Origin of the sequence: Polaribacter cellanae (assembly GCF_017569185.1) — a bacterium.
In the GTDB taxonomy this organism is placed as follows: Bacteria; Bacteroidota; Bacteroidia; order Flavobacteriales; family Flavobacteriaceae; genus Polaribacter; species Polaribacter cellanae.
The window spans coordinates 3592877-3607213 of sequence record NZ_CP071869.1 but is presented as its reverse complement, the minus strand read 5'-3'; the positions used below and the strand labels follow the sequence as shown (position 1 = coordinate 3607213).

The following is a 14337-nucleotide window of genomic DNA, read 5'->3' as shown; positions in this document are numbered from 1 at the left end:
TCACCTTATAAAACGTTAAAAAGTATTCTAAAATTTATTCGTTTTGAATGTACGCAGAAACCAATACATACCCTTGTTTATCTTTAAACTCTGCTTCTGGAACATTAATTTTAAAACTATGTTTTCCTTTTTTTAAAGATCCTAATTCAATTACACGAATAGGAACTTTATCTCCAGGACACCAATTATTCCAACTTTTCCATTCTTTCTTTTTCCCTGTAGAAGAAATTTCCTTTCCATAAATTCCGTTTTTTTGGGTATTTAATTTTCTAAATGGTTCGCAAGATTTTCCTCCTGGTTTATACTCTAAAACAACTTTATTATCTATAGAAATAATATGGTTTCTTCGAATATACTCTTCTCCTCCTCTATTTGCGCCATGGTTTGATGTTATTAAATAAAGTTTGGCATTTTTCATATTTTCATCTAATATAAAATCTATTTTCTTTATTGTTTTTCCAACTACATCTGTTCCGTTATAATTGTTTAGATGAAAAGAGGTTATCAATGGTTTAAATTGAAGTTTTTTAATTTCATTTTTGGTAGCATCATAAGTACTCGAAAACTGCAAGCTACCAATAAAGGTATCTATTCTGCCTTTACAACCTTTTATTTGCTTTTGAGCTGCATATGGAACACCAAAAAGATTAAACTGCAACCAAAAATCATATTTTTTGTTCATGTTTGTATTAGAAAGTAAATCGCTAACGTTATCTAAATCGTACTTATAACTTGTAAGATTTGGAGCCACATTCTTATCCATAAAAGGCGTAATAAATCGAGCAATTTCTATATTCTTAATCGATTTATTAGTGTTAAAATCTTCATTTTTCGGAAATATAAATAACGTAACATCACCTATTCTGTCATAATTATCGCAAGCAGCATTTACTTTAATTTCCAATTGTAATCGGTTACTTAATTTTTCTAAATCCGCAATATTTAACTTTGTAACATACTTAGAGTTGTTTATTCTTTTAACTCCTTCTTGGGTGGGTTTATTTACGGTTTTTCCATAGCCATCATAAAATACTACTTCTTGGAAAGGCGAAAATTTGTATGGTACTTTATTAATGTTTTTTGTTGTTTTACAAGATGTAAGAATAAAAGTGACAAAAAATAGATAAAAATATTTCATAGAAGTAAATATGTTAATTATTTAAAAACAAATTTAGTTAAATTATTAAATAATCTAATACGTAATTGATAATGTTAAACGAACCAACTCACAAAACTAACCCAAACCTTAGCTTCCCTCTTAAAATAATCCACTTCACTAAATATTGGTTTTAAAAACTTTAAGTATTTTCTAAGTTTGATGTGTAACTATAAAAACACATATCATGAAAACACAACTTAATTTAGAAATTAAAAAACCTTGTTCAGAAAATTTTAATGTCTTTGAAAAAACCAAAAAAGGTGGGTTTTGCATTTCTTGCGAAAAAGAAGTAATTGATTTCTCTAAAATGACTTCCAACGAAATTATCAGGTATTTTAGAAAATATTCTAGTAATAAAACTTGTGGAAGATTCAATAAAAATCAGTTTGAGGATCTTTCTCAGAACAAGCAACCAAGAAAAAAATTTAGTTTCTTTGGTGGTATTGGTTTGGCTTGTTTATCGTTCTTCGCTTTTGGGACTTTACAGGCACAAGATAAGCCTGCAAAAAAACAAATAAAACAATTAAAAACAGCTATAAATGTAGAAGGAATGGTTTCAGATGCTTCTGGAGCTTTACCTGGTGTAAGTATTGTTTTAGAGGGAACAACCAAAGGAACAGAAACCAATTTCGATGGCAAATTTAAATTTCCACAACCCTTAAAAAAAGGAGATGTTTTAATATTCTCTTACATTGGTTATAAAACACAAAAAGTAGTTATAGATAGTAAAAATGCGTCTTCGAAAATTGTTTTAGACATTCATTTTAAAAATGAAGATATATTTTTAATGGGCGCTGTAGATGTGAAAAAAATTTATAAATCTAAAAAGAAATCTTAATTCTTATTTAATTTATGAAACTATTTACTGCAATTATATTTCTTTTTATTTCCTTTCAAATAACTGCTCAAATATCCGATTTTAAAGAAATCGATTTTAAGAAAGCAGACAAAACTGCAAAGTTATTTGAAGGGAATAATCTAAACAATCTTCCTTTATTAACTTATAATTTAACATCAAAATTAAAAACAGATGTAGAGAAATTTAGAGCCATTTACACTTGGGTTTCTACAAATATAAAAGCCGACTACTCTTCGCATAAAAAAGTTCGCAGAAAACGAAATAAATTTAAAAATGATAGTGTTTCTCTTCTAAAATGGAACAAAAACTACAGTAAAAAATTTTTTAAAAATTTATTAAAACATAAAAAAACTATGTGTACTGGTTATGCATATTTGCTAAAAACAATGGCAAATATTGCAAACATCGAATGTAAAATTATAGATGGTTATGGAAGAAATGCTTCAACAAATATTGGAGAATTATCCATTCCTAATCATTCTTGGAATGCTGTAAAAATAAATAATAAATGGTATTTGGTAGATGCAACTTGGTCTAGTGGTTACACAGATTTAAACATCAACAACTTTGTTTTCGATTATAATGATGGTTATTTTCTAACAGCACCAAAACTATTTATTAAAAATCATTATCCCTTAGAACAAAAATGGACTTTACTTCCAAAAAACATTTCAACAGACAATTTTATAAATGCTCCTTTAATTTATGGAGAAACTTATACATATGGCATAATTCCAATTGCTCCATTAAAAATGGAAAATAAAATTTCTAAAAATAATGAGTTTACGTTAACATATCAACTTACAAAAACTATAAATAAGAAAAAGATTCAATTAATGGTTGTAAGAAATTCTAAAGGAAAAATAATTACGCCAAAAACTGATTTAAAAGAGAAAACACTTACCATAAAATATCAATTTGATAAAAAAGGTTTTTATGATGTCCATTTGATGTATCAAGGAAAAACCTTAGTAACTTATGTTTTTGATGTAAAAAAGTAGATTTTAGAACATTTCAAAAAAAATTATATTAAATTTAGCTTTTTTAAATTATAAGATTTTTAAATATGAAATGGAAAGGTAGAAGAAGAAGTTCTAATGTAGAAGATCGAAGAGGACGATCTTCTTCTGGAAGAGGAATTGGTGGTGGTTTAGGCACGATGTTAATTCCGTTATTATTAAAGTTAATTACTACTAAAAAAGGGTTAATAATTTTAGGAGTTGTAGTGGCTGTCATGTATTTTACAGGAACAAATCCTTTACACCTTTTAACGGGTGGAGCAAGCACAAACAATCAAGTTGTTAATTCTGGAAACTATAAAGGAACTCCAAAAGAAAATGAATTAGCAGCATTTAGTGCCACTGTTTTAGCGGATACAGAAGATATTTGGAACAAAATTTTACCTAATTATAAAGAACCTGTTTTGGTTCTTTTCTCCAAATCTGTTTCATCTGCTTGTGGAAATGCATCCAGTGCAACTGGTCCATTTTATTGCCCAGCAGATAACAAACTATATATCGATTTAAGTTTTTTCCAAGAAATGGAAATTAAATTAAATGCGCCAGGAGATTTTGCGCAAGCCTACGTAATTGCTCACGAAGTTGGGCATCACATTCAAAATATTACTGGAATTAGTGGCAAAGTACAAAGAATGCGTGGTAAAATTAGCAAAACCGAATACAATAAATATTCTGTAATGTTAGAATTACAGGCCGATTTTTTAGCGGGTGTTTGGGCACATCACTCTCAAAAAATGAATAGAATGATGGAAAAAGGAGATTTAGAAGAAGCATTAAATGCCGCTTTTGCGATTGGAGACGATCGTTTACAAAAACAATCTACAGGAAGAGTTGTGCCAGATTCCTTTACACATGGAACTTCTGCACAAAGAATGCGTTGGTTTAAAAAAGGGTTCGATACTGGCGATATCAATCAAGGTGATACTTTTAATGCACCTTCGTTGTAAAATTAGTTTTTTATTTATGATCTCCATTAGAAAAGCAACTCCAAAAGACATTACTTCTTTGGCAATAGTTGGTAGAAAAGCATTTGTTATTCCACATAAACAAGCCATTCCTAATGAAGTTATGACGAATTATCTAAAGAATAGTTTTAATGAAAAAACATTGTTGGAAGAAATTACGAACCCTAATTATCAATACCATCTAATTTTTGTTGATGACAATTTAGCCGGATTTTCGAAAGTAATTTTTAATCAGAAAAACGAAAATATACAGCAAACAAATGTTACTAAAATGGAACGTTTGTATTTATTAGAGGAGTTTTATGGTTTAGGTTTGGGAAACAAATTATTTCAATATAATTTAAACTTAGCAAAAACAAATCATCAAAAAGGAATTTGGCTATATGTTTGGATTAAAAACTTTAGAGCTTTAGAGTTTTACAAAAAAGCAGGATTTAAAAAAATTGCGATGTACGATTTTCCTATTTCCAAAACAGAAACAAGACCTAATGATGTTTTGTATTTACAATTTTAATATCGTTAATTCTTATTCGGTTTGAGTTAAGAATAACTTCAATTATAAATTATTTTTGTTTAGAAGATAAAAAATTATGAAAAAAACAGCATTAATTACAGGAGCAAGTAGTGGAATTGGAAAAGAATTTGCAAAAATTCATGCAAAAACGGGTGGCAATTTAGTTATTGTAGCCAGAAGTAAAGACAAATTACTAAGTTTAAAAGAAGATTTAGAAAAAGAATATGGAATTCATGTTAGCGTTATCGAGAAAGATTTAACCGAAAAAAATGCTGCCCAGGAAATTTACAATTTTGTAAAATACAGTAAAATTGAAATCGATTACCTAATAAACAATGCTGGTTTTGGTGGTATTGGAAAATTCCATGAAAGAGAATTGAAAAAAGACATAAACATGATTCAATTAAATGTAGTTGCTTTAACTGCATTAACGCATGTTTTCTTACCAGATTTTGTTTCTAGAAATAGTGGTAGAATTTTAAATGTTTCCTCAACAGCAAGTTTAATGGCAGGGCCAATGCAAGCTGTATATTTTGCGACAAAAGCCTATGTTACTTCTTTTAGTAATGCTATTTCAGAAGAGTTAGCAGACACCAATGTAACAGTAACTACCTTAATGCCTGGAGCTACAGAAACCGATTTTGGTAAAACTTCTGGCATGGATAAAACAGCTTTATTTAAAAATACTGCAAATGCAGAAGCTGTTGCTAAAGATGGTTATAATGCGATGTTAAATGGCGATTTAGATGTTATTTCTGGAGTTACTTTCTCTCAAAAAGTTATGATGAAAGCCATTCCTTTTACACCAAAGAAAGTGTTGTTAAAACAAGTTAAGAAAATGCAAGATCCAGATAATAATTAATTTTTTGTTATTTCAAGAAAAAATTAAAAAAGCTTTAAGAAGCAGCATCTAAACTGAACTGCTTGTCATACAAGTTTTTGTAATAACCATTTTCTTTTTCTAATAATTCTTGATGTGTTCCTTCTTCAACAATTAAACCTTTATCCATTACAATAATTTTATCTGCTTGTTTAATAGTAGCTAATCTGTGTGCAATAACAATAGAAGTTCTATCTTTTGTAATGGTTTCTGTTGCATATTGTATCATTTGCTCTGCATGTGTATCTACAGAAGAAGTGGCTTCGTCTAAAATTAAAATACTTGGCTTACTAACATAGGCTCTTAAAAAAGCAATTAATTGTCTTTGGCCAGAAGATAACATCGCTCCACGTTCTTTTACATTGTAATTATAACCTCCAGGAAGTGTTAATATAAAATCGTGAATACCTATTTGTTTGGCCGCTTTTTCTACCTCTTGTAACGTAATTCTATCGTCTTTTAGAGTAATATTGTTTAAAATAGAATCTGAAAATAAGAAAACATCTTGTAAAACAATTGCCACTTGATCTCTTAAACTTTGTAATTTGTATTGGTCTATGGAAGTTCCATCTACAGCTATTACACCACTATCAATTTCATAAAAACGGTTTATTAAATTTATAATGGTCGATTTTCCTGCTCCTGTTGCACCCACAATTGCGATTGTTTGTCCGCTTTTAACTTCAAAAGAAATTCCTTTTAAAACTTCTTCATTTTTAACATAGCTAAAACGTACATCCTTAAAAGAAATATTTCCTTCTAAATTTCCAGCAGTTATCGTTCCGTTTTTGGTGATGGAACTGTCTGTATCTAAAACTTTAAAGACTCTTTCTCCAGAAACAATTCCCATTTGAAGTTGGTTAAATTTATCTGCAATTTGCCTTAAAGGTCTAAATAACATTTGTGCCATTTGTACAAAGGCCATTACTGTTCCTGGTCCTGGAACGGCTCCTCCAATAATTTGTTTGCTACCAAACCAAACAATTAATCCAATTCCTATGGATGATAAAATTTCTGCAATTGGAAAAAAAATAGAGAAATACCAAATTGTTTTTATATACGCTTCTTTATGTTTATTATTAATTTCCTTAAAGTTTTTATATTCTATATTTTCTCTATTAAAAAGCTGTACAATTTTCATTCCTGTAACTCGCTCTTGTACAAAGCCATTTAAATTAGCTACTTGATTTCTTACTTCTTGAAAGGTTGCTTTTATAGCTACTTGAAAAATCTTTGTGGCATATAATAAAATAGGCAATACTGCAATTGCGATGAATGCTAATTTCCAATCTAAAACAAACATTAGAATAACAACTGCGAACATTTGTAGCACATCGCTTACGATTGTAAAAACGCCGCTACTAAAAAAAGCGGCAATGGTTTCTATATCTGAAACGACTCTTGTTACTAATTTTCCAACAGAATTTGTATCGAAATAAGACATTCTAAACTGCAAAATATGTCTAAACGTTTTTGCTCTTATATCTCTAATAATATGTTGCCCAACCCAATTTGCAAAATAGATAAACGTAAATCGCAACAAAACTTCCAACAGCAGGATACTAAACATTAATAATACACTATTAATAAGGCCTTGTGTATCTTTATCTACAATATAAAAATCTACTGTTTTCTTTAAAATATAAGGGTTCAAAAGTGCAACTCCTGCCAATAAAATGGTAGAAATCGATGCTATAAAGAAATTAAGCTTGTACCTTTTTGCAAAGCTCATTAATCTTAAAAAGATTTGCATATCGAAAGCATTTCCTGTTTTATCTGCCAAAACTTAATATTTTATGTTGAAATTATTTTTTAGTTTAAAATGATATTGTTGTAATTTAACATCAGATGGTAAATAGAAAATTGTTTCTTATTATGATTTCTTTTATGAATTGACAAATAACTAAAATCAATTTTTGGATTTATTTTTTTAGGCTTTAAATCTTGAATAGTAACAATTTCTAAATTATTTGATAAGCTTTTATTTATTCCAGAAGCAACTGAACTAGGAGAATAATTCTCATTTGTAATATATGCTATTTGCCCTTCAAAGTTTAATCTAGGTGTGTTAAAAGATCTATCACTCATTTTCTTAATATCCGAAACATATTCGCTATAACCTTTCTCTACTATTTTACATTCAATAGCCAAATGTATTTGTTGCACATTTCCTACTCCGCTCCAAATTTTACTCAATTCGGTTTCTTGAACTTTAATGTCTATATAATCATCTTTTGTTATATTATTTTCTGTATAAGATTGTTTTGCTTCATTATTAAAATATAATTCTACACCAGGTTTATCAGAAATAGAAGTTTTGTAATATTCAAGATTATCAAAAATTCCTAAATAGTCATTTACTAATTTTTCGCTCAATCCTTCTTCAAGATTATATCTTGTTTTATTTTCATTAAAAAAAACTTCTTTTTTATAGGTTTTCCCTTCTGCAATCATTTTTTGATAGCAATAAAGAACATACTCCATAACCATTTCGACTCTTTTTTGGGTTAATCGTTCTTCATTTTTTCGGTAATTTAAAGGTATGAGTTTATTCATTTATATCACTAAGATTTATACGTTCTAACTCTGCCCTTTGAATAGCTTCTTTAAATTCAGCTACATCATACCAAGCCATTGCTCTATGCCAACATTTGTATTCTTTAGGTTTTATAATATAAAACGAACTTTCCTCAAACCCTTTTATATCTTTTTGAATAAATAAATTATTTTCTTCGTTAGTCGAACTTGCTATTTTAGAAATAGATAAAGTTGATAATTTTTCAAATAATTCTTGCTCATCAGTAACTTCTTTTACAAATTCAATTTGAACAAAATTCAAAGGTTTTTCATCATAAACAACAAAATGCATGGTAATAAAAGTATCTAACTCATAAATTTCTACTTTAAAAAAACAATCTTCATAAATTTCTTTAAATTCTTGAATGTAAACTTCTGCGTACTTTTTTAATACATTTTTTTTATTTCTATGGTCTGAATCATTGAAATTTGATACTAAATGTTGTTTACTTTCTTGAAATTGATAACGAGAAACATTTAAAGCATAGTCTATTAAATCTTTTTCGTAATCTTTTATTCCATAGGCTAGATTAATTATGTTGTTTACACAGTTTTTCTCAAAAGCAAAATTATTCTTTACAGAGTTGTTTTCTGAAAACTTTAATATAGTCTCAGTTATTAATATAAGCTCATTTTCCAACTTTTCACTCATTTGAAAATAAGGAAATGACAAATATTCAGTTTGTAAAATTTGAGAATAATAAACTCCCCAATTTGAGGAATTTAAGTATTGAAAATAAGTATACAAATCAGACAAACAGATAGCATATATTTTCTTTAAAACATCTTTTTTATTAGTTGTTGCTACCCCTAATGTTTTTTCTCTAAATACAGAATCTCCTTTCACATAAGGAACTACAATTTCTGTTTCAGCTAACAAATTAGATGAAAACAATATTCTATCTCCTAAATACAAGTCAATTTTACGCCCACTTTTTACTAATAAATCTTGCTTGTTAGGTAGATTTGTTTCTCTTGGATTAACTACATATTGCTTTATTTCTTTAGTTTCAATAATTGGTATTTTACTTATTTCATAAAAAGGTTTTGGGTATTTATCAGCTGTATAATTACTTAAACTTAATATTTTATTAATACTACCTTTAGTATGTTTTTTTATACCATCCCCTAAATGTATGTCTTTAACTTTCTCTAAATATGATTTAAAAGAATCTTGATAATTATATAATTTCTTAATAAATAAATAGTCTAAAGTATTACCATAAAGCGCAACTTTAAACATCCAAATATTTTCTAAAAAATATTTTTGTTGTATTTCCTTTATGTCAAATTTTTCAATTATAAGATTTTTAGAAAACTTATTAAAAAATCGATTTTGTTTTAAAGAGATATGCTTTATAACACTTTGTAAATTTTCTTCTTTCTGATTATTATTAATTTTAAAAGTGATAATAGTCCCAGGATTATCAGCGTTTTCAAAAACTAATCTTCTTACTGCTGATAAATCAAAAATCTCATAAATTTTATTATTTTCTAAAAAATACTTTTTAAATCTCTGTGCTTTGTTATTAAAATAGACTTTACTTGTTACAATTAAAGCTATTTTAGATTCTTTTTGTACAAAATCTTTAACTCTAATTAAATAAGATTGCGCAAGTTGTTTATCACTTACAATTTTATTAAATTTGGTTTGTTTTAACCAATCTAAATGCTCTGGTGAATTATCACTTTTCCAAGGCGGATTTCCAAGAATAAAATTTACTCTTTCTTTTTTAATTTTATCCCAAACATTTTTTTTATTTGAATCAAAAAAATGTGCTTTAAAGAAATTCTTATCTTTTAGATTTGGAAAAATATATTGATCAATATTCCCTGGTTCTTGGTAGTCTAATAACGCCACATAAATAGAAAAACAAGCTACGTTTATGGCTTCTTCATTTATATCAATACCAAAAAGGTTTCTTTCTGCTATTTCTTTAATTTTATTTCCGAAAGTAAGATTGTCGTCATTTGGGTTCAATTTCTTTTCCCTTTCAATCATTCTTCTTAAACCTTGAACTAAAAAAATTCCTGAACCCATTGCAGGGTCAAAAATTTTACATTCACTTGTTAATGTATTTTCTTCAAAATATGCATCAACGGTTTCATTTAAAATATAATCAACTAAAAAAGGAGGCGTATAAACTGCTGAAGTTGTATTTTTAGTTTCTTCATCTAAAAGCGTTTCATAGATTCCACTAATTAACTCTACTGGAATAATTCCAAAATCAAAGACATCATACTGAAAATCAAAATCGGAAAAAAGGGTTAATTTATCATCATTGTTAACTCCATCAGGATTAAAAATCTTTGATAATTTATCAGCTTGATTAAAAGTTAATTCAATATTGGAGTCCTTAAACAAAACACCATTAAATCGAGTATTTAAATAATCAAAAAAAGCTGCTAATTGTTTTGGATTGGCTATTAGATCACTTAAAGATTTTCTTCTAGCAATTACACTTTTTTCATTGCCTTGGATAAAAGTAGTATCAATTTTTATTTTTCTATCGATAAGATAGCGAACAAAAATTAACCTTAAAACAAGAATTTTTGCCAAACTTTCTTCTAACCCAAAATCTTCTTTTAAAAGAATAATAGTTTGTTTTATATTCTCAAAAAGTTGTTGGTTTACTCTTTTTTTTAGAATAGTTTTTTTGTGCTTTTCATAAAACCACTCTAAAGTCTCTCCACTTTGTAAATTCCAAAAAGAAAATTTTTTATTTCTTTCTTGTTGCGATAACTTAATCTCTTCTAAACCTGTATGTTTTTCAAAATTTAAAGCATTGTAAACTTTAATTTCTGAATCTTTTATTATAAAAATAATTGGAGAATTATCAAACGACCAAACTTTTTTATGGATTTCATTTTCTGCTTCGTCTACATTTTTAATTGATGTTAAATCAAAAAATAGTATAAGGGGTTGCTTATTAAAAACGAAAAAAGCATCTGGTTTTATTTCATCTAATTTTTTATTTATATCTGATGAAAAACCATAAAAAACTTCTCCATTTCCTTTATTTCTATAGAAAACAGCTTTATTTTCAATTAAATCTAATTGATTTAGAATGTTGTTTAATGCTTTGGTCAAAATATTTTTTTGAAATCATTACAAAAATAACATTTTAAAATTTAGATATATAATTCTAAAAAATTACTTTCAGTAAATATTAAATAAGAAACTTAATATTTAATTTTTGTTAAAAATAACCCTTTTGCTGGGACTGACAATCCTGCATTTGCTCTATTCTTACTTTCTATGATTGCTCTAAAATCTGCCACAGAAATTTTCTCTAAGCCAACATCTACCAAAGTGCCAACAATGGCTCTTACCATATTTCTTAAAAAACGATTTGCTGAAATGTAAAAAGTTAACAGATTGTCTTCTCGTTTCCAAAATGCTTCTGTTACATCGCAATTAAAGGTATAAACTGCTGTCTTTACTTTAGAAAATGTTTGAAAATTCTGGTATTCTAACAATATTTTTGCGGCTTTATTCATTAAAGAAATATCTAAATCCTGTGAATGTATTTGCCATGAAAACTCTAATAAAAAAGGATTTCTTCCTTGCCAAATTCGGTATTCGTAACTTCTACTTTTTGCATCGAATCTTGCATGTTTTTCATTATCTACCAAAAAAACTTGGTAAACCACAATATCGCTTGGTAAAATAGAATTTAATTTGTGTACAATATCTCCTTTAATTTTCTTGCTAACATCTAAATGCGCAAACATTTGCGATGCATGTACTCCAGTATCTGTTCTTCCTGCTCCAACAACCTCTATTTTTTCTTGTAAAACTGTACTTACTGCATAATTTAATTTTTCTTGTACAGACACTGCATCTGGCTGAATTTGCCAACCATGATAGTTTTTTCCATTATATGAAAGTTCTATAAAATACCTCAAGAAAATTGTTTTTAGAAGACACCAAAATTACGAAATTTATTTCGGAATCCTTACTTTTGACAACTAAGTGGTTGTAGATATTTTTACACTGTAAAAAATAAAATTTGAGAGTCTATTTAGCCATCAATTTATTAAAATTAAGGTACCCTTTTTAAAAATTCAAATGAAAAAAATTCTATTATTATCTGACACTCATAGTTATATAGACCACCAAATTTTAAAGTTCGTAAAACAAGCAGATGAAGTTTGGCATGCAGGAGATATTGGTAATTTAGAAGTTACAGATACTATTAAAAAACTAAAACCTTTACGTGCTGTTTTTGGAAATATCGATAATAACGAAGCCAGAGCAGAATTTCCTTTAGATGCAAAATTTATAGTAGAAAATGTTTCTGTATGGATAACGCATATTGGAGGCTATCCAAATAAATACAACCAACGAATTCGAGAAGAAATTAAAAGAAATTCTCCAAAAATTTTTATTTCTGGACATTCGCATATTTTAAAAGTTCAGTATGATAAAAAACTGAATTTATTGCATTTGAATCCTGGTGCAGCTGGAAACCACGGTTTCCATAAAGTTAGAACAATGCTGCGTTTTAATTTAGAAAAAGGAGAAATAAAAGATTTAGAAATTATAGAATTGGCGACTCGTGGTTAATCGTTTCTTTTTCTATAATTGGTAATTTTACTTTAATTTTTGTTCCATTATTCGAACTAGAATCAATTCCTAAATACCCTTTCATAATTTGAATTCTAGCATCTATTTGGTTGATTCCCAAACCATCTTTTGTTGATATTTTTGTTTGATCGAAACCAACACCATCATCAGAAATTTCGAAACAGATTTTATTATTTTCTTCGTACATAATAATCATCGCATTTCGAGCCTTGCTATGTTTTAATATATTATTTAAAAATTCTTGAATGATATTGTAAACTTTAATTTCGAAATTTTGATGATATCTTCGAAGTCCTGTAATATCTGCTTCGATATTTAATTGCGAATTCGAATACTTGTTTGCCAAATCTTTTACGGCGTAATTCAACCCGAATTTAAGTAATACAGAAGAAACCAATGTGTGTGATAAGTCTCTAATTTTTGTTGAAGCCTCTGTAATAATTTGTTGTGTTTTTTCTATTTCTGCAGGTACTTTTCCTTTAAAATTAGATTTTGTTGCCATTAAATGTAGGTTTGCAGAAGATAATAACGCACTTACGTTATCGTGTAAAGTTTCTGCAATTTCTTTTCTTTCGGTTTCTTTACCATCGATGGTAGCATTTAAAATTCTTGCTTGAGACTCCGATTTTATCTTCTCTATATTTTGGTTTTGAATAAGTTGCGTTTGAGATAATTTTAAACTTAAATTTTTTTGTTTTAGCTTATAAAAATTTACCCAATATAAAAGTGATAAAATAATTGCAAAACTAATCGCAACATACAGCCAAAAAGTAATTTGGTCTTTTTCTCGTTTACTTTCTTCTTCTCTTTTTATTCCTTCAACATCGTATTCCATCGATATTTTTTCTACCATGCTTCTAATGTTCTTGTCTCTAAGACCATCTTCTATTTCGTAAGACATTTCTTGAAAATCGTAGGCTTTGTAGTCTTTTAAATTACGCATTGCCCAAGCTAAATTGTAATATAAATTTGCTTTTTCTCGAACTGCATTTTGGCTGTTGTCGTTTTTTATCAACTCAATTCCTTCTAAATAGTTTTTTTTTGCTGTTTTAAAATTATCTAATACCAAATAAATATTCCCTAAATTATTTGTTGCTTTTGCTTGCCCTATTTTATTATTAATGTCTTTATTAATATTTATAGACTTTTTTGCATATTCAATGGCAGTGTCATACAATGAATCCATTTCATAAATTCCTGTCAAATTACTAAAGATAATTGCTTTATACCTTTTTACCTCTTTGTTTAGACTGGGTATTTGCTCTACCTTTTTGTAATAAAATTTTGCACTATCTTTTTGAAATTTTTTTTGAAAAGTACTGCCAAGCCTTAAATAAATTTTGGCTAAACTTTCACTAAAAAAATTGGCATCCTTACTTTCTGGAAAAGTATTCGTAGAATTATTTAAAATGGTTAACGATTGTTTGTAATATTTAAGCGCTCTTTTATGATTGTTGGTTTTATCGTAAATATCTGCAATTAATACAGAAACTGAAAATAAATTATTTCCATTAGCCGTTCTTTTTTCTGCATCAAAAAGTACCAACGCCTTATTAAGGGCTTTAATGAATTTTTCTTTTTCATACAGTTTTAAAACAGCATTGTATTTTTTTTTGAATATAGAATCTTGCTGTACAAGAAAAACTGAAGAAGTTTCAAGAATCGAAACTTCTTCAGCAGCATGTAAATTACTAGGGGCAGCTTTTAATAGGGTTGTACTATTTAAAATACCAATTATATAAATTAGTAGTTTTAATTTCTTTTTCAAAAGTA

Annotated in this window: 12 protein-coding genes; 6 read left to right on the top strand and 6 right to left on the bottom strand. The window is 27.8% G+C overall.

Features of this window, described 5'->3' with window-relative positions; translation table 11 throughout:
- Positions 1–34: 34 nt before the first annotated feature.
- On the bottom strand, positions 35–1138 hold the full coding sequence (locus J3359_RS16050) for a peptide-N-glycosidase F-related protein (RefSeq protein WP_208078055.1): 1104 nt from the start codon (positions 1136–1138) through the stop codon (positions 35–37).
- A 205-nt stretch (positions 1139–1343) separates the two neighbouring features.
- On the opposite strand from J3359_RS16050, the gene J3359_RS18355 reads away from it, so the two are divergent.
- The 5 genes from J3359_RS18355 (at position 1344) to J3359_RS16025 (ending at position 5378) form a co-directional block, all read left to right on the top strand.
- Entirely contained in the window at positions 1344–1997 is a 654-nt protein-coding gene (locus J3359_RS18355) for a carboxypeptidase-like regulatory domain-containing protein (RefSeq protein ID WP_243765944.1), read from the top strand.
- A 14-nt stretch (positions 1998–2011) separates the two neighbouring features.
- Positions 2012–3019 (top strand): transglutaminase domain-containing protein, encoded by a 1008-nt coding sequence (locus tag J3359_RS16040; RefSeq protein WP_208078054.1) that lies wholly within the window; start codon positions 2012–2014, stop codon positions 3017–3019.
- A gap of 65 nt (positions 3020–3084) precedes the next feature.
- Complete coding sequence (gene ypfJ, locus J3359_RS16035) at positions 3085–3984, top strand: KPN_02809 family neutral zinc metallopeptidase (protein ID WP_208078053.1); 900 nt, start codon at positions 3085–3087, stop codon at positions 3982–3984.
- Between the two features lie 16 nt (positions 3985–4000).
- The gene (locus J3359_RS16030) at positions 4001–4516 is read left to right on the top strand and encodes a GNAT family N-acetyltransferase (RefSeq protein ID WP_208078052.1); all 516 of its coding nucleotides are present in this window, start codon (positions 4001–4003) and stop codon (positions 4514–4516) included.
- Between the two features lie 76 nt (positions 4517–4592).
- The gene (locus tag J3359_RS16025; protein WP_208078051.1) at positions 4593–5378 is read left to right on the top strand and encodes an SDR family NAD(P)-dependent oxidoreductase; all 786 of its coding nucleotides are present in this window, start codon (positions 4593–4595) and stop codon (positions 5376–5378) included.
- Positions 5379–5412: 34 nt separating this feature from the next.
- Here the strand turns inward: J3359_RS16025 and J3359_RS16020 are convergent, their stop codons facing one another.
- From J3359_RS16020 to truA, 4 genes are all read right to left on the bottom strand, one after another.
- Positions 5413–7179, bottom strand: a complete 1767-nt coding sequence (locus tag J3359_RS16020) for an ABC transporter ATP-binding protein (protein WP_208078050.1) — start codon at positions 7177–7179, stop codon at positions 5413–5415.
- A gap of 29 nt (positions 7180–7208) precedes the next feature.
- The gene (locus J3359_RS16015; protein ID WP_208078049.1) at positions 7209–7952 is read right to left on the bottom strand and encodes a hypothetical protein; all 744 of its coding nucleotides are present in this window, start codon (positions 7950–7952) and stop codon (positions 7209–7211) included.
- Entirely contained in the window at positions 7945–11064 is a 3120-nt protein-coding gene (locus J3359_RS16010; RefSeq protein ID WP_208078048.1) for a DNA methyltransferase, read from the bottom strand. The genes J3359_RS16015 and J3359_RS16010 overlap by 8 nt, the downstream gene beginning before the upstream one ends.
- A 92-nt stretch (positions 11065–11156) precedes the next feature.
- Complete coding sequence (gene truA / locus J3359_RS16005; protein WP_208078046.1) at positions 11157–11882, bottom strand: tRNA pseudouridine(38-40) synthase TruA; 726 nt, start codon at positions 11880–11882, stop codon at positions 11157–11159.
- 163 nt (positions 11883–12045) lie between these two features.
- Between truA and J3359_RS16000 the strand changes: the two genes are divergently transcribed.
- A complete protein-coding gene (locus J3359_RS16000; RefSeq protein ID WP_208078044.1) occupies positions 12046–12543 on the top strand; it encodes a metallophosphoesterase family protein in 498 nt (165 codons plus the stop codon).
- Here the strand turns inward: J3359_RS16000 and J3359_RS15995 are convergent.
- Positions 12518–14332, bottom strand: a complete 1815-nt coding sequence (locus tag J3359_RS15995; protein ID WP_208078042.1) for a tetratricopeptide repeat-containing sensor histidine kinase — start codon at positions 14330–14332, stop codon at positions 12518–12520. The genes J3359_RS16000 and J3359_RS15995 overlap by 26 nt on opposite strands.
- Positions 14333–14337 lie beyond the last annotated feature (5 nt).